The organism is Spirillospora sp. NPDC049652 (assembly GCF_040675125.1).
GTDB lineage: Bacteria > Actinomycetota > Actinomycetes > Streptosporangiales > Streptosporangiaceae > Spirillospora.
In genome coordinates, this window is the sequence record NZ_JBFAOF010000012.1 from 1 (window position 1) to 17,036 (window position 17,036).

Annotated in this window: 11 protein-coding genes; 7 read left to right on the forward strand and 4 right to left on the reverse strand. The window is 72.4% G+C overall.

Features of this window, described 5'->3' with window-relative positions:
• The first annotated feature begins 329 nt into the window (after positions 1-329).
• From AB0J52_RS02015 to AB0J52_RS02030, 4 genes are read left to right on the forward strand one after another with little or no spacing between them, the layout of a single operon-like run.
• On the forward strand, positions 330-1,328 hold the full coding sequence (locus AB0J52_RS02015) for an ABC transporter permease (protein WP_500179681.1): 999 nt from the start codon (positions 330-332) through the stop codon (positions 1,326-1,328).
• Between the two features lie 8 nt (positions 1,329-1,336).
• Positions 1,337-2,248, forward strand: a complete 912-nt coding sequence (locus tag AB0J52_RS02020) for an ABC transporter permease (protein WP_500179682.1) — start codon at positions 1,337-1,339, stop codon at positions 2,246-2,248.
• On the forward strand, positions 2,245-4,311 hold the full coding sequence (locus tag AB0J52_RS02025) for a dipeptide ABC transporter ATP-binding protein (RefSeq protein WP_500179683.1): 2,067 nt from the start codon (positions 2,245-2,247) through the stop codon (positions 4,309-4,311). Before AB0J52_RS02020 ends, AB0J52_RS02025 begins: the two co-directional genes overlap by 4 nt.
• A complete protein-coding gene (locus AB0J52_RS02030; RefSeq protein ID WP_500179684.1) occupies positions 4,308-6,011 on the forward strand; it encodes an ABC transporter family substrate-binding protein in 1,704 nt (567 codons plus the stop codon). The genes AB0J52_RS02025 and AB0J52_RS02030 overlap by 4 nt, the downstream gene beginning before the upstream one ends.
• A 66-nt stretch (positions 6,012-6,077) precedes the next feature.
• Here AB0J52_RS02030 and AB0J52_RS02035 read toward each other — a convergent pair whose 3' ends face one another.
• The 4 genes from AB0J52_RS02035 to aceB all read right to left on the reverse strand — a co-directional run bounded on the left by AB0J52_RS02035 (position 6,078) and on the right by aceB (position 11,696).
• Positions 6,078-7,394 (reverse strand): (Fe-S)-binding protein, encoded by a 1,317-nt coding sequence (locus AB0J52_RS02035; RefSeq protein ID WP_500179685.1) that lies wholly within the window; start codon positions 7,392-7,394, stop codon positions 6,078-6,080.
• Between the two features lie 4 nt (positions 7,395-7,398).
• Positions 7,399-8,553: an FAD-binding oxidoreductase gene (locus AB0J52_RS02040; protein ID WP_500179686.1), complete on the reverse strand. Its 1,155-nt coding sequence runs from the start codon at positions 8,551-8,553 to the stop codon at positions 7,399-7,401.
• Positions 8,553-10,007 carry an FAD-linked oxidase C-terminal domain-containing protein gene (locus AB0J52_RS02045; protein WP_500179687.1) on the reverse strand — a complete coding sequence of 485 codons (1,455 nt, stop codon included), beginning with the start codon at positions 10,005-10,007 and terminating at the stop codon, positions 8,553-8,555. Before AB0J52_RS02045 ends, AB0J52_RS02040 begins: the two co-directional genes overlap by 1 nt.
• Positions 10,008-10,094: 87 nt before the next feature.
• On the reverse strand, positions 10,095-11,696 hold the full coding sequence (aceB, locus tag AB0J52_RS02050; RefSeq protein ID WP_500179688.1) for a malate synthase A: 1,602 nt from the start codon (positions 11,694-11,696) through the stop codon (positions 10,095-10,097).
• Positions 11,697-12,081: 385 nt separating this feature from the next.
• Here aceB and hflX point away from each other — a divergent pair, with 385 nt between their 5' ends.
• The 3 genes from hflX (at position 12,082) to AB0J52_RS02065 (ending at position 16,663) form a co-directional block, all read left to right on the forward strand.
• On the forward strand, positions 12,082-13,545 hold the full coding sequence (gene hflX, locus AB0J52_RS02055; protein ID WP_500179689.1) for a GTPase HflX: 1,464 nt from the start codon (positions 12,082-12,084) through the stop codon (positions 13,543-13,545).
• Between the two features lie 912 nt (positions 13,546-14,457).
• Positions 14,458-15,672, forward strand: a complete 1,215-nt coding sequence (gene hutI, locus AB0J52_RS02060; RefSeq protein WP_500179690.1) for an imidazolonepropionase — start codon at positions 14,458-14,460, stop codon at positions 15,670-15,672.
• Between the two features lie 145 nt (positions 15,673-15,817).
• Positions 15,818-16,663 carry a DegV family protein gene (locus AB0J52_RS02065; protein ID WP_500179691.1) on the forward strand — a complete coding sequence of 282 codons (846 nt, stop codon included), beginning with the start codon at positions 15,818-15,820 and terminating at the stop codon, positions 16,661-16,663.
• Positions 16,664-17,036: the final 373 nt, after the last annotated feature.

Below are 17,036 nucleotides of genomic sequence, written 5' to 3' on the forward strand. Positions count from 1 at the left end.
GGCCCTGGCCAGCCTGGTGTCCTGGTGGACGTCCTCGGTGTCGCCTAGCCCGTCCCCGCCTGACGCGCCACACCGGCGACATCCCGAAGGCGCACGATGCCCTGCTGGGCATCGTGCGCCTTCGTCGCGCAACCTCCTCGTGCCCACGCGCAGGAAGACCCAGACCCGCGTGGAGGGCGGCTCGTGCGCGCGCGGGGGACGGCTCGCGCGCGTGGGGAAGGTGGCTCATGCGCGCGCGATGGACGGGGCCCGATTCTTGCCTGAATCCCTGCGCCGCACGTGAGCAATAAGTAGCATTCCGTGACTGCCTAGCGTGTGGAGAGGAGAGGATGGCGGGCTTCCTGCTCCGGCGTCTGGCCAACTACGCGGTGCTCGTAGTCCTGGCCACGAGCCTCGCCTATGTCCTCGCCGCCTGCGCGCTGAACCCCCGCGCGAACCTCATGGACCGCAGCCCCCGTCCCTCCGCGTCCGTCGTCGACACCGAGCTGACCCGGCTGAACCTCAACGACCGGACCCCCCTCCGGGACCGCTACGTCACCTGGGCGGACGGCGTCCTGCACGGCGACTTCGGACACACGTGGGAGGGCGAGGCGGTCAACCGGGAGATGGGTCGGCGGGCGTGGGTGAGCCTGCGGCTGCTGCTCGGCGGTGCGGTGCTGGGCGGGGTGCTCGGCGTGCTGGTCGGCGCGTACGCGGCGGTCCGCCGCGACCGGTTCCCCGACCGGGTCGCCACCTACGGCTCCTACCTGCTGCTGTCGGTGCCGGTGTTCGTGCTGGCCGTCCTGCTCCAGTACGCCGCCGAGCGGGTGAACGCCCTGGCCGGAACGCAGCTGTTCGCGTGGGTCGGGGAGGCGACGCCGGGCGCGGGCGACGGCACGTTCGGCGGTCTCGGCGGCTTCGCCGACCGGGTCCGGCACCTGCTGCTGCCGACGTTCACGGTCGCGTTCGGGCAGGCCGCCCTGTACGCCCGCTACCAGCGCGGCCTGATGCTGGACGTGCTGGACGCCGACTTCGTCCGGACGGCGCGCGCCAAGGGCCTCACCCGCCGCGCCGCCCTGCTGCGGCACGGGCTGCGGACCGCGCTGATCCCGATGACCACGTACTTCTCCTACACGTTCGGGATGCTGCTGCTCGGCTCGATGTTCACCGAGAAGATCTTCGGCTGGCACGGCATGGGCGAGTGGCTGGTGGACTCGATCTCCCGCGGCGACGTCAACGTCGTGGCCGCCACGGCCTGCTTCGCCGCCGTGACCGTCCTGCTCGCCGGGCTCTGCTCGGACGTCCTCTACGGCGTCCTCGACCCCCGCGTGCGCACGAGGACGAGGTGACGCGCGCGATGAGAGGGCGTCCGGGACGGGGTCGGGCGGTCGCCGGCGCGGCGCTGCTGGCGCTGCTGTTCCTGCTCGCGTTCGCCGGGCCGCTCGTGTCGCCGTGGGGCTGGGACGACATCGACTTCGCGGCGTTCCTCAGCGGACCGTCCGCGCAGCACTGGTTCGGCACCACGCAGAGCGGCCGGGACGTGTTCGCGCTGACCCTGCGCGGGATGCAGAAATCGCTGCTCATCGGCCTGTCGGTGGCGGTGCTGTCCACCGGCCTCGCGGCGGTCGTCGGCACCGTCGCCGGGTACCTCGGCGGCTGGGCCGACCGGGCGCTGATGTGGGGCGTGGACCTGTTGCTCGTCCTGCCGTCGTTCCTGGTCGTGGCCGTCCTGTCGCCCGCGCTCGGCGGCAGCTGGCAGGCGCTGGTGGCGCTGCTCGCGGCCTTCCTGTGGATGGTCACCGCGCGGATGGTGCGGGGCATGACCGTGTCGCTGCGCGAGCGCGAGTGGGTGCTGGCGGCGCGGTTCACCGGCGTCGGCGCGGGCCGCACGATCCTGCGGCACGTGCTGCCGCACCTGGCGTCGCTGCTGCTGGTGGACGCGGCGGTGAACGTCAGCGTGGCGATCCTCGCCGAGTCAGGGCTGTCCTACTTCGGGTTCGGGGTGCGCCCGCCGGACACCTCGCTCGGCACGGTGATCGCCGAGAGCCGCGGCGCGGCGACGGTCTTCCCGTGGCTGTTCGGGTTCGCCGCCGGGCTGCTGGTGCTGATCGTGCTGGCGGTGAACCTGCTCGCCGACGGGCTGCGCGACGTGCTCGACCCGCAGCTCGCCCCGGCGTCCGCAGGGGCCGAGCCGTCCGGCGCGGAGGTTCCGGCCGAGGGCGTGCGGACCGCCGCCGGCGGGCCCGCCGCGGAGGGGAGCACCGGATGAACGCAGGGGAGGCCGGGATGAACGTCCTGGAGGTCCGGGACCTCGACGTCACCTACCGGCCGGACGTCCGGGCCGTCCGGGGGGTGAGCCTGTCGGTCGGGCGGGGCGAGGTGCTCGGCGTGGTCGGCGAGTCGGGGTCGGGCAAGACCGCGCTCGCGCTCGCGGTGCTCGGCCTGCTGCCGCAGCGGACGCGCGTCACCGGCTCGGTGCGGCTCCGCGGCCGCGAGCTGCTGGGACTGTCGGACGGCGAGATGTCCCGCGTCCGGGGCAAGGACCTGGCGATGGTGTTCCAGGACCCGCTGTCCTCCCTCACGCCGGTGCATCCGGTCGGCGACCAGATCGCCGAGGCCATCCGCGTCCATTCCGGGGCGACCCGCTCCGCCGCTCGTGCGCGCGCGGTGGAACTACTCGACCTGGTCGGCATCCCGGAGGCCGCGCGGCGCGCCCGCGCGCATCCGCACGAGTTCTCCGGCGGCATGCGGCAGCGGGTCATGATCGCGATGGCGGTCGCCAACGACCCGATCGCGATCGTCGCCGACGAGCCCACCACCGCGCTCGACGTGACGCTCCAGGCGCAGGTGCTGGACGTGCTGCGGGAGGCGGGCGAGGCGGCCGGCGCGGGCATCCTGGTGATCACCCACGACCTCGGCGTGGTCGCCGGGTTCGCCGACCGGGTGCTGGTGATGTACGCGGGCCGCGCGGTGGAGACCGGTCCGGTCGAGGAGGTCTACCGGCGGCCCCGGATGCCGTACACGATCGGGCTGCTGCGCTCGCTGCCGCGCCTGGACGGCGCCGGCGCCCGCCCGGTGCCGATCGACGGCGCGCCGCCGTCGCTCACCGCGCTCCCGCCTGGCTGCCCGTTCGCGCCGCGCTGCCCGATCGCCGTCCCGGCCTGCCGGGACGAGGAGCCCCCGCTGCTGCCCGTCGGACGTCCCGCGCATGCCGTCGCGTGCGTCAACACCCCGGCGACGCGGGACCCCGACGCCGTGTACCCGCTGTCCCTCGCCGACATCCTCCCGTCGGCCGACCGGGGCGACGGCACCCGTACGAGCCGTCCGGCCGTCCTGGAGGTCACCGACCTGCGGCGCTTCCACTTCGAGCACAGGGGCCCGCTCGGACGCCGGTCGGGAGTCCTGCGGGCCGTGGACGGCGTCACGTTCGACATCCGCGCGGGCGAGACGCTCGGGCTCGTGGGGGAGTCGGGATGTGGCAAGACGACCGTCCTGATGGAGGTCCTCGCCATGGCGCGGCCCCGGAACGGCGGCCGGATCGAGATCCTCGGCGAGGACACCGCCGCGCTCAACGGCGCGCGCCGCAAAGCCCTGCGCCGCAATGTCCAGGTGGTGTTCCAGGACCCGTTCAGCTCACTCGACCCCAGGATGCGGGTCTCGGCGATCCTCGCCGAACCGCTGCGCACTCACGGCTTTCCGGTGAAGCACATTCCGGACCGCGTGCAAGAACTGCTGAAACTGGTCGGTCTTGAACCCTCCCATGCCGCCCGTCATCCGCACGGCCTCTCGGGTGGGCAGAGGCAGCGCGTCGGCATCGCTCGTGCGCTCGCGTTGGAACCGAGCCTGATCCTGCTGGACGAACCCGTCGCGGCACTCGATGTGTCCGTGCAGGCCGGAATCATTGATCTGCTGGAGGAACTGAGGGCTCGCCTAGGGCTGGCGTACCTGTTCGTCGCGCACGACCTTGCGGTGGTGCGACGCGTCGCGGACCGGGTGGCCGTCATGCATCGGGGACGCATCGTCGAGATCGGCGATGTCGAGCATGTCTACGAGGCCCCCGCGCATCCCTACACGTGCGCGCTGCTGGACGCCGTCCCGATCCCCGATCCGGTGCTGGAACGCAAGCGCGGACGCGTCCGGCTGCCGGACGTCCCGCCCGACGCGCCCCGGCTGGAGAGCGGATGCCGGTTCCGGCAGCGCTGCCCCCGGTACCTCGCCCTCTCCGAAGCGTCGCGGACACGCTGTGACCAGGAGGATCCGGTGTCGCGGATCATCGCCGGCGAACCGGACAGGGCGGTCGCCTGCCACTACGCGCTGGGTGTCGGCAAATGAACGTCCGGCCCCGGGTCGCGCTCGCGGTCGCCTCGCTATGCGCGGTCGCGTCGCTGTGCGCGGCCGAGGGATGCAGCGCGCCCGGCTACTCCCCTCAGCAGGCGTCGGCCGGGGACGGGCAGCCGCCCGCCTACGACGTGAACCCCCAACCGCGCGACCGCGTCCGCGTCGGCGGGACGTTGCGCTGGCCGCTGCCCGAGTTCCCCGCCCAGTTCAACTTCCACCATGTGAACGGCGGCAAAGGCACCGTCGCGCTCGTGCTGCAGGGAATCCTCCCGTTCCTCATGCGCGCGGACGACAAGGCCGTTCCGCATCCAGTGCCCGAATACCTGGAGTCGGCGCACGTCACCGAGACCAAGCCGCACCAGGTCGTCACCTACCGGATCAACCCGCACGCGCACTGGTCCGACGGCCGGCCCATCGGCTACGCCGACTTCGCCGCGCAGGCCAACGCGCTCTCCGGCCGGGACCCGCGCTTCCAGGTCGCGGCCGTCACCGGCTACCGGGAGATCACCAAGGTCCGGCGCGGCGCGGACGACCGGGAGGTCAAGGTCGCCTTCGCCCGTCCCTACGCCGACTGGCGCAGCCTGTTCAGCCCGCTGTACCCGGCCTCCACCAGCGGGGACCCGCACGCGTTCAACGACGGCTGGGTGAACCGGGTGCCGGTGACGGCCGGGCCGTTCCGGGTCCGCCGGATCGACGGGACCGCCAAGTCCGTCGAGCTCGTCCGGGACCCGGGCTGGTGGGGGCCGCCCGCCAAGCTCGACGGCATCGTCTTCCGCGCGATGGACCCCGGCGCGATGCCCGGCGCGTTCGCCAACGGCGAGGTGGACCTGATGGACGTCGGCACCGACCCCGCCGCGCTGCGCCGCGCCGCCGAGGTCCGCGGCGCGCGGATCCGCCGCGCGGGCGGACCGGACTGGCGGCACCTGACGTTCAACGCGGCCTCGCCGGTGCTGGCGGACGTGCGGGTGCGGCGCGCGCTGTTCATGGCGGTGGACCGCGAGGTGATCGTCCGGTCCGACCTGGCGGGGCTGGGCCGTCCGCCGCGCCCGCTGGGGAACCACTTCTACGTCAACACGCAGGCCGGATACCAGGACGACTCGGGCATGCTCGGGCACTACCACCCGGGGCGTGCCGGGCGGCTGCTGGACGAGGCGGGCTGGCCGCACCGCGGCACGTACCGCATGAAGGACGGCCGTCCCCTCGCCCTGCGCTTCGTCGTGCCGTCCGGGGTGGCCGCGAGCAGACGTGAAGGGGAACTCACCCGGGCCCTCCTCGCGCGCGTGGGCGTGCGCGTGGACATCGTGCCCGTCCCCACGGACGACCTGTTCGACCAGTACGTCACGCCCGGCAACTTCGACATCGTGCCGTTCTCGTGGCTGGGCACGGCATTCCCGCTGTCCCCGCTGCGTTCGGTCTTCGCGCGTCCGCAGGGCGACCACATCCAGCAGAACTACGCGCGCGCGGGTTCGCCGGAGATCGACACGGCCATGGACCGGGCGATAGCCGAGGTGGACACCGCGCGGGCGCGCAAGCTCATCAACAAGGCCGACAAGCTGGTCTGGCAGGAGGCGACGGTGCTGCCGCTCTACCAGCGTCCGCAGGTCGTCGCGGTGAGGGCCGGCCTCGCCAACCTGGGCGCGTGCGGCTTCTGGGAACCGGCCTTCGAGAACATCGGATTCAGCGCCCGGAACTGACGCGGAGGCCGTGCTTTGTCTGTCCTGGTGAAGAGGTGTTTGTCATTAATTGAGTAGGGCCGGGGCTCAGCGGATGAGCAACGACGAGGCGGAGTGCCCGCGCAGCGACGCGTCCAGGACCTGTGCGGTGTGCGCGACCGGCAGCGGCGCGCCCTGCCGCTCCAGGGCCTGCGCGATCTGGAGCGAGCAGCCGGGGTTCGCCGCGACGAGCAGGTCCGCGCCGGTCGCGGCCACGGTGGCCGCCTTGCGGTCGCCGAGCTCGGCGGCGGCCTCGGGCTGGAGCAGGTTGTAGGTCCCCGCGGAGCCGCAGCAGATGTCCGGGTCCGCGATCTCCTTCACGGTCAGCTCGGGGATGCCCGCCAGCAGCGCGCGCGGCTGCGCACGCACCCCCTGCGCGTGCGCGAGGTGACAGGCGTCGTGATAGGCGACGGTCACCGGCAGCGGGTGCCGCTCGGCGCGCGGGCCCAACTCGACCAGGTACTCGGCGAGGTCGCGCGTCTTCTCCGAGAGCGCGCGCGCACGAGCCGCCCATGCGGGATCGTCCGCGAGCAGAGTCTCGTACTCCTTCATCGCCGAGCCGCAGCCCGCCGAGTTGACCACGATGACGTCCACGTCCTCGAACGTCTCGACCGTCCTGCGGGCGAAGGCGCGAGCCTCGTCGGCACGGCCGGAGTGCAGCGACAGCGCCCCGCAGCAACCCTGCTGCCGCGGGATGAGCACGTCGCAGCCCTCCATCGCCAGCACGCGCGCGGTCGCCGCGTTCACGCCGGGGAAGAACTCGCGCTGGACGCATCCGGTGAGCATCCCCGCCGTTGCCCGGCGTCCGCCTCGCGCGGCGACCCGCTCGGGCAGCCTGGGGGACTCCTGGGACGGCGGCGCGAGACGCTCCATCGCCGCGAGCGTCGGGGACAGCCGCTCCAGCACGCCGCTGCGCCTGATCAGCGCGGGCAGCCCGGAGCGCTGGTACGCCCGCAGCGGGCCGCGCAGCGCCCGCAGCCTGCCCGGATACGGGAAGAGCCGGAAAATCGCCTCACGAACGGCTCGCTCAGGGAGTGACCGCGGGTGCTCGGCCTCCACCTCGGCCCGGGTGATCTCGACGAGCCGGTCGTACCGGACACCGGACGGGCAGGACGTCACGCACGCCATGCAGCCCAGGCACGCGTCGAAGTGCTGCACCATCGCGTCGTCCAGCGGAGCGCCCTCCTGGTGCTGCTGCATGAGGTGGATGCGCCCGCGCGGCGAGTCCATCTCCTCGCCCCACAGCACGTACGTCGGGCAGGTCGGCAGGCAGAAACCGCAGTGCACGCAGTCGCTCAGCAGATCCGGCAGTTCGCTGTGCTGCTCGGGCTGCCCTCCGGAGCGCTGTTCGTCGGGCCGGGCCACGCGGTCACACTCCTTCGGCGAACCGGCCGGGCGAGAGCCGGTGCTCGGGGTCGAACTGGTCCTTCACGCGCCGCATGAGCGGCAGGGCGGGCATGGGGCCCCATACGTCCACGGATTCACGGACGGCCTGCCGCGCGCGCACGAGGACGACCCGCGCGCCGATCGGTTTCAGCGCCTCACGTAGTGCCTCCACGTCGTCGGACGTCGTGTAGAGGCGGCCGCAACCGGCGGAGCCGCGTAGTGGCAGTCCCTTGGCGGCCTCCATGACCTCCGGAAGCCGCGCGGGGAGACTGCGGATCTCCGCCAGGGGCTCCCCCTCGGGAAGGGTGTTCCACCAGTCGGGGTCGGACGCGGGAGTGCCGCCGAGCAGCTCGCGCAGGTGCGCGGACGTCTCGTCAGGGGTCTCGGTCTCCGCCTCGACGACGACCATCGTCTCGTCCGAACCCGCCGGACGGTCGATCTCCAGCGCGCGCGGGACGGCCTGCGAGTGCAGCACCGCCTGGACGGCCCGTCCGGGATCGTCCATGGTGGCCGCCACACGCACGACGCGCGTGACCGGATGCATCCGGAACGTCGCGTCCACGATGAGACCGAGCGTGCCGAGCGAACCGGTGTAGAGCTTGCCCAGGTCGTATCCCGCGACGTTCTTGACGACCTTGCCGCCCGACCGCGTGACCGTTCCGTCCGCCCGGACGACCGTGATCCCGATCAGCAGGTCGCGGGCGGAACCGTGCAGCAGCCTGTTCGGCCCGGCGGCGTCCGCGGCGATCGCGCCGCCGATCGTCCCGCCCTCCGGCGGCGCGAGCGCGAGGTGCTGCCCCCACCCGCCGGCCTCGGCCTCGCGCAGCGCGCCGAACGTCAGCCCGGCCTCGACGTGCAGGGTGAGGTCGCCGGGGGAGTGCCGGATGATCCGGTCGAGGTTGCGGGTGCCGACGACCACGTCGCAGCGCCCGACCGGACGGCCGCGGTCGAGCTTGCTCCCGGTGCCGGACGAGACGACGGCCAGACCGAGCCCGGCGGCCGTCCGCAGCACCGCCGACGCCTCGTCCAGGGAGGCGGGCAGCGCGACGACCTGCGGGGTCAGGCCGTCCACGCGGTCGGCGTCCGACCCGGGACGGACATCGGGGCAGACCTTGGCGAACGCGTCCAGAACGGGCATCAGAACAGGTCCGCCTTTCCCTCGGCGACCAGCGGGTGCGGACCTTTCCGGACGCCCGGAACCTCGCCGCACAGGCGGGGAGTCGGGAACACCTTGCCCGGGTTGCACAGGCCCTTCGGGTCGAACCCGCAACGGACCATCTGCATCGTGTCGAGGTCGTCGTCGCTGAACATGCGCGGCATGTAGCGGGCCTTGTCCGCTCCCACGCCGTGCTCGCCCGTGATGGAACCGCCGTGCTCGATACAGAGGTCGAGGATCGCGCCCGAGACGGTTTCGGCTCGCTCCTGCGCGCCCGGGACCGCGTCGTCGAAGAGCACGAGCGGATGGAGGTTGCCGTCCCCGGCGTGGAAGACGTTCGCGACCCGCACGCCCGACTCGCGGCTGAGCGTGTCGATGCGTCCGAGCACCTCGCCGAGCGCGGTCCGCGGGATCACGCCGTCCTGGACGATGTAGGCGGGGCTGATCCGGCCCATCGCCGCGAACGCCGACCTGCGGCCCTTCCAGATGAGCGCCCGCTCGGCGTCGTCCGCGGCGACCCGGATCTCGAACGCGCCCGCCTCCCCGCACAGCCGCCCGACCTCGGCGAACTGGTGCTCGACGGTCGCCGCCGGGCCGTCCAGCTCGACCACCAGCACCGCGCCCGCGCCGCCGGGGTAGCCGCAGGCCACGGCCGCCTCGGCGGCCTCGATCGACAGCGCGTCCATCATCTCGATCGCGGCGGGCACCACCCCGGCCGCGATGATCGCCGACACCGCCGCACCGCCCCGCTCGATCGTGTCGAACGCGGCCAGCAGCGTCCGGACGGTCTCCGGCAGCCGGGTCAGCCGCACCGTGATCTTGGTGGTGATGCCGAGCGTGCCCTCCGAGCCGACGAACACGCCCAGCAGGTCGAAGCCCGGGTCGTCCCGCGACAGCTCCGTGATCTCACCGTCGGGGGTGACGATCTCGCAGGCCAGGACGTGGTGGGCGGTGAATCCGTACTTCAGGCAGTGCGCGCCGCCCGAGTTCTCCGCGACGTTCCCGCCGACCGAGCAGATCTGCTGGCTCGACGGGTCGGGTGCGAAGTAGTACCCGTACGGGCGCGCCGCGCGCGTCACGTCCAGATTGATGACGCCCGGTTCGACGGTCGCGCGCTGGTTCGCGGCGTCGATCTCAAGGACGCGCCGCATCTTCGCCGTCACGATGAGCACGCCATCCGTCCGGGGGAGCGCTCCGCCGGACAGGCCCGTCCCCGACCCCCGGGCCACGTAGGGAACGCCCGCCTTCACGCACGCGCGCACGATGGCGGCTATCTGCTCGGCGTTCTCGGGCAGGACGACCAGCCCGGGAGAGGCACGGTGGGACGTCAGCCCGTCACACTCGTACGTGCGCAGGCGTACGGGGTCGGTGATGACCGCCTCAGGGCCGAGCAGGCGCGTGCAGTGCTCGGCCAGAGCCCGGAGGGTGTCTGCCATGCCGTCTCCCTTGGGCGACGGGCGCGGCGGCCCCGGCTGGGTGACTCAGCCGGGCCACCGCGCCCATGGTGATGCGGGAGTGCTTCCCTACGGGAAGCGGATGTACGCCGGGGTGGTCAGGAACTCGGAGTACTCGTCCGCGAGCGTGACCTCCTTGAACAGCGCCACGGCCTCGTTGTAGCGGGGCTCGTTGTAGGCGTCGCCCAGCTCGGTGCGGATGTTGGCGAGCTCCTCCTCCAGCAGGCGCTCGACCAGCTCGCGGGTGACGGTCTGGCCGTCCGTGAGCACCACGCCGTTGCGGATCCACTGCCAGACCTGCGAGCGGGAGATCTCGGCGGTCGCCGCGTCCTCCATCAGGTTGTGGATCGCGACCGCGCCCGAGCCGTTCAGCCAGGTCGCGAGGTAGCGCAGCGCCACGTCGATGTTGTTGCGCAGGCCCGCCTCGGTGATGTCGCCCGGCGTCGCCTTGAAGTTCAGCAGGTCGGCCGCCGAGACCTTGACGTCCTCGCGGAGCCGCTCGCGCTGGTTCGGCCGGTCGCCGAGGACGCCGTCGAACACCTCGCGGCAGACCGGGACCAGGTCCGGGTGCGCGACCCAGGAGCCGTCGAAGCCGTCGCCCGACTCGCGCGTCTTGTCCGCCCGGACCTTCTCCAGCGCGACCTTGTTGACCTCGGCGTCCCGGCGGGACGGGATGAACGCGGCCATGCCGCCGATGGCGTGCGCGCCGCGCTTGTGGCAGGTGCGGACGAGCAGCTCGGTGTAGGCGCGCATGAACGGCGCGGTCATGGTGATCGCGTTCCGCTCCGGCAGCACGTAGTCGGCGCCCCGGTCCCGGAACTTCTTGATCACGCTGAACAGGTAGTCCCAGCGGCCGGCGTTCAGCCCGGCGGAGTGGTCGCGCAGCTCGTAGAGGATCTCCTCCATCTCGAACGCGGCCGGGATGGTCTCGATCAGGACGGTCGCGCGGATCGTGCCGCGCGGGATCTCCAGGGTGTCCTGCGCCAGGTTGAAGGCGTCGTTCCAGAGGCGGGCCTCCAAATGCGACTCCATCTTCGGCAGGTAGAAGTACGGGCCCTTGCCCTTGGCGAGCTGGCGGCGCGCGCAGTGGAAGAAGTACAGGCCGAAGTCGAACAGCGAGCCGGACATCGGCTCGCCGTCCACCAGCAGGTGCTTCTCCTCCATGTGCCACCCGCGCGGGCGGACGACGATGGTGGCGAGCTCCTCGTCGTCCTTCAGCCCGTAGGACTTGCCGCTCTTGGCGTCGGTGAAGTCGATGGTGCGGTCGAGGGCGTCGCGCAGGTTCAGCTGGCCCTCGACCATGTTCGTCCACAGCGGGGTGTTGGCGTCCTCGAAGTCGGCCAGCCACACCTTGGCGCCCGAGTTCAGCGCGTTGATCGTCATCTTCCGGTCGGTCGGGCCGGTGATCTCGACGCGGCGGTCCCGCAGACCCGGGGCCGGGTCGGCCACGCGCCAGGTGTCGTCGGTGCGGATCTCGGCCGTCTCGGGGAGGAAGTCCAGCGTGCCGCCCGCGGACAGGCGCTCCTGGCGCTCCTCGCGGGCCTTCAGCAGCTCCTTGCGGCGGCCGCCGAACTCGCGCTGGAGAGTGGCGAGCAGGCCGAGAGCCTCGGGGGTGAGGATCTCGTCGTAGCGCTCGCCCAGAGGTCCCCGGACCTCGACACCGTCGGTCATGGTGCCCGCCCTTCCTTGTGTGCTGCTTCGTGGTCTGGATGGTGCCCGAGTGGTCCTTCGCGCCGCGCCGGCCGCCGTGCCCGGCCGACCGGCGCGAATTTCGTCTAGCGAAATTCCACTTCTGTTATGTGGAGTACGCTACTCGCCGGTACGGATCCAGGTCAAAGCGGGGGGTCCCTGGAGGAACTCCCCCTGGCGGGGCCGGGATAATCGGGTGACCTGCCCGAGCGGCGCGTGGGACGATCTCGGGGAGCCGCGCGGGAGGGCCGCGGGTGAGCCGCCGGACGGTCCGGGCCGGAACATCGCGGGGATGCCGCGGTGCGGCGCGGGTACGAGCCCCTCGTGGGGAATCGACCGGGCCTCCACGGCGTTTGACAGAGGGCATATGACTGAACCTTTCTCTGAACACCGCACCGACGACGTCCGCGACGACCTCGCCGGCCTCGACGCCCATGACGGGGACGAGCCCATGACCGGGGACCTCGACCTCGAGGAGCGCCGGGCGCTGCGCCGTGTCGCGGGACTGTCCACCGAACTCGAAGACGTCAGCGAGGTCGAATACCGGAAGCTGCGCCTGGAGCGCGTCGTCCTCGTCGGCGTCTGGACCGAGGGCACCGCCGAGGACGCCGAGAACTCGCTCCGCGAGCTCGCGCTGCTCGCCGAGACCGCCGGGTCGCAGGTCCTGGAGGGCCTCACCCAGCGCCGCCTCCGGCCCGACGCGGCGACCTACATCGGCTCCGGCAAGGCCCAGGAGCTGCGGGACGTCGTGATCGCGACCGGCGCCGACACCGTGATCTGCGACGGCGAGCTCGCGCCGAGCCAGCTGCGCCACCTGGAGGAGATCGTCCAGGTCAAGGTCATCGACCGGACGGCGCTGATCCTCGACATCTTCGCCCAGCACGCCAAGAGCCGCGAGGGCAAGGCCCAGGTCGAGCTGGCCCAGCTGAACTACCTGCTGCCGCGCCTGCGCGGCTGGGGCGGCAACCTGTCCCGGCAGGTCGGCGGGCGCGCCGCGGGCGGCGTCGGCATCGGCGGCCGCGGCCCCGGTGAGACCAAGATCGAGCTGGACCGGCGCCGGATCCGCACCCGGATGGCCAAGCTGCGCCGCCAGATCGCCGAGATGGCCAAGGCCCGCGACACCAAGCGCGGCGAGCGCCGCCGCAACATGGTGCCCGCCGTCGCCATCGCCGGCTACACCAACGCGGGCAAGTCGTCCCTGCTGAACCGGCTCACCGGCGCCGGGGTGCTGGTGGAGGACGCCCTGTTCGCCACCCTGGACCCGACCGTCCGGCGCGCCACCACCCCGTCCGGGCGGGCCCACACGCTCACCGACACGGTCGGGTTCGTGCGCCACCTCCCGCACCAGCTGGTCGAGGCGTTCCGGTCCACCCTGGAGGAGGTCACCGACGCGCACCTGGTCGTGCACGTCGTGGACGGCTCCGACCCGAACCCCGAGCTCCAGATCGACTCGGTCCGCGAGGTGTTCCGGGAGATCGGGGCCGAGTCGCTGCCCGAGCTCATCGTGATCAACAAGGCGGACGCCGCCGACCCGCTGGCCATCGCCCGGCTCCGCCGGCGCGAACCGCACAGCGTCGTCGTCTCGGCCCGCACGGGCCAGGGCATCGAGGAGCTGCGGGCCGCCATCGAGCGCGACCTGCCCACGCTCGCGCGCGAGATCCGCGTCCTGCTCCCCTACGAGCGGGGCGACCTGGTGACCGCCGTCCACGAGCGGGGCGAGGTCCTCAAGCAGGAGCACCAGGCCGCGGGCACCGTCCTGCTGGCCCGCGTGCCGGACGACCTGGCCGCCGAACTCACCCGCTACGAGGACCCGGTCCCCGCCTCGTCCTGACGGCGGGTGCCGAGCCCCCCGTTCTCAGGCGGGACACGGCGACTGCGACAACCCGGCGTTATGCGTGACATGAGAGGACCCGAGGGGGCGATTGCCGCTCCTCGGGTCCTTTCGTCGTTCAGGACTTTTTCGCCGAGCGGCTGCCGGGGCCGAGGAGTCGTCCCGCCGCCTGCCTCGCGTTGTTGCTGTGCGGGCTGCCGGGGAGGGGCGGCAGCCGAGGGCCTTGACCCCTGCGGCTTTCCTGAGCGTTGCCTGGAGTTTCTGAACGTTAGCTGGACGCTCCGGTCGGCGTCGGCGCGCTTCGGGGCTGGTCCGGGGCTGATGCCGGGGATGGTCCGCGACGCGCGGGCGTGCGTGATTGCGAGTCGCCGCGACTTCACGGAAGGCTTCGGGAACGCGGACCCGGAGAACGGGCGCGGCCGCCGGGATGGCGCGCCCGCACCCGTTCTCTGATCGTTTCCGGACGCGCCCCGGTCCCCGGCCGGTGACAGCTTCTCCATTCCGCTTGACGGGTCTGCCGGAATCCGTACGGTCATAGGACTAAGGGTGGGGTGATGGCGTCGATGTGGTGCGTGCCGGTATTCGGCGGTTTATTGGATGATGGGCGGGTTATGGCCGGATGTCGGTCATGTTTGACCTGGTCCCGCGTCCGCGGCCGCCTCGGCCACCGGGAACTTTCCGGCGGCACGCGGCGTTGGGCGGGCGAAGGTTGTCCGCCGGGCCTTCAGTGCACTACCGTGACGAAACCGATATCTCCGGTCTCGTTGCTCAAGGTGATCCGCGGATCACCCTTTCCCCCAGAGGTGAACCGCCGGCACCCAGTCGGCGTTCCGTATCGAGAGCAGGTGGCCCAGTCCATGGCGTCAGACCGCACGCCGCGCGGCGTTCCCACCCCCACCGGGCGGTGACCCCGTGACGGTCAGGCTGCTCACCAACATCGGACGTCTCTGGACGGGCACCGACGTCTGCAGCAACGCCGCCGTCCTGATCCACGACGACCGCATCGTGTGGGCGGGTCCGGCCTCCGACCTGCCGCAGAGCGTCCCCGGCATCATCGACGACATCGTCGACGTCGACCACGTCGAGAACCTCGGCGGCGGCCTGGTCACCCCCGGCCTCATCGACGCCCACGCGCACCCGGTCTACGCGGGCAACCGCTGGGCCGAGCTCGCGATGCGCACCAGCGGCTCGTCCCACTCGGCCATCGCGGCGGCCGGCGGCGGCGTCAACTCCACCGTCACCGTGACCCGCGGGACCGACCCCTGGACGCTGTGCAACGGCGTCCGCGAACGGCTCCGCCAGTGGATCCTCGCGGGCACCACCACGGTCGAGGCCAAGACCGGCTACCACCTCACCCGCGACGGGGAGCTCGCCGACATCCGGATGCTGCGGTCGCTGGAGTCCGAGCCGTCCATGCCGCGCATCCACGCGACCTTCCTCGCCGCGCACATCCTGCCGCCGGAGTACTTCGGCCGCCGCCGCGACTACATCGAGGCCGTCCGCCAGTGGGCCGGGGACGCCGCCGTCGCGGGCGCCGACTCCATCGACGTGTACTGCGACGAGGGGCACTTCACCGCCGAAGAGGCGCGCATCCTGCTGCTGACCGGCAAACGCAGCGGCCTCAAGGCGCGCATGCACGCCTGCGCCAACGAGCGCGTCGGCGCGGCCCAGGTCGCCGCGGAGGTCGGCTGCGCGTCCGCCGACCTGCTCACCCAGGCCAACGACGACGACGTGAAGGCCCTCGCGCACGCGGGCGTCACCGCGACCGTCTGCCCCGGCAGCGCCCTCAACTCGTCCCGTCCAGCGGCGCCCGTGCGCTCGATGCTCGACCGCGGCGTCACCGTCGCGCTCGGCACCGACCACAACCCCGGGCAGTGCGGCATCACCTCGATGCCGCTGGTCATCGGCCTCGCCGTCGCCATGTACGGCCTGTCGGTCACCGAGGCCCTCCGCGCCGCCACCCTCGGCGGAGCCGCCGCCCTGCGCGTCGGCGACCGCGGTTCCCTCGCTCCCGGCATGCTCGCCGACCTCGTCCTGTGGGACGCCGACCACGAGGGCGCGTTCGCCTGGGCCTTCGGGCTGCGGGCGCTCCGCGTGTGGCGCGGCGGCGTGCCCGTCCAGCCCTGACCGTGCGCCGGGGGCGTCCCTCCCGGCGGCGGCCATGCCTTCGCACGCAGCTTGCGCTGCGCGTTTTGGGGGACTGGGACGGTTTGTGGCGAACTGCCGTCATTCGGGCGGCTAGGGCCGAGCGTCCAGGGGTAGCCTCACCCCCATGGGCAGCGCGGTAGCGGTCGTCACGGACTCCTCCTCCGTCCTTCCTTCCGACCTCGCCGACCGGCACGCGCTGACGGTCGTCCCGCTGCAACTCGTGGTCGGTGGCGACGTCCGCGACGAGGACCGCACCGCGACCGCCGACCCCGTCCGCCTGCTGCGTGGGAGGCACCAGGTCACGACGTCCCGGCCGTCCCCCGAGCGCTTCGCCTCCGTCTACGCGTCCGCCGCCGAATCCGGCGCGACGGCCGTGGTCTCGGTGCACCTGTCGGCGTCGATGTCGGGGACGGTCGAGGCCGCACGTCTCGCTGCCGCGGAAGCGCCCCTGCCCGTGCACGTCGTCGACTCCGGCAGCATCGGGATGGGGCTGGGCTTCGCCGCCCTCTCGGCCGCGGCGGCCGCCCAGAACGGTGGCACGCCCGCGGAGGTCGTGGTGGCGGCGCGGCGCCGTGCCGCGCTGACGCGCTCACTGTTCTACGTCGACAACCTCGAACACCTACGGCGGGGCGGACGCATCGGGACCGCCGCCAACCTGCTGGGCTCCGCGTTGATGGTGAAGCCGCTGCTCGGCATCTCCTCCGGACGCATCACGCCGTTGGAGAAGGTGCGCACGACGTCCCGGGCGCTGTCCCGGCTCGCCGACCTCGCCGTCGCCGAGGCCGCCGACCGTCCGGTGGACCTGGGGATCCAGCACCTCGCCGCCGCCACCCGAGCCGAAACCCTCGCCGCCGTCCTGCGCGCCCGAGTCCCGAACGTGGTGGACATCTACGTGGGCGAAGTCGGCCCGGTCATAGGCGCGCACGTCGGCCCGGGCATGCTGGGCGTGGTGGTCGCTCCACACGCCTGAGGCGGTGTCGCGCTACTTGGTGCGGTCGCGGAGGCAGCGCTCGATCCATCCGGACTTGTACTCCAGCCCGGCCGTGCTGCCGAACCGGACGCCGCGGGGCATCGGCCATACGGGAAGGCCGGCACGCGGAACGTGCTTGACCTCGAACAATGCTGCGCATCGGGCAAAGGGCGTCCGCGCCTTGGAAAAGCCGTAGATGGTGAGGACGATCTTTCCGTCCCGGCGGGGCGGGGACGTGCGGACTTCCGTTGCCGCCGCCGCGAAACCCGCACGCCATGCTGGAGTTCCTGTTCTGATCACCGGCATGCCCCGGGAATCCGCAGACACGAGGCAGAGGAGAATGACCGTGACAAAGCCCGCCGTCCACCTCATG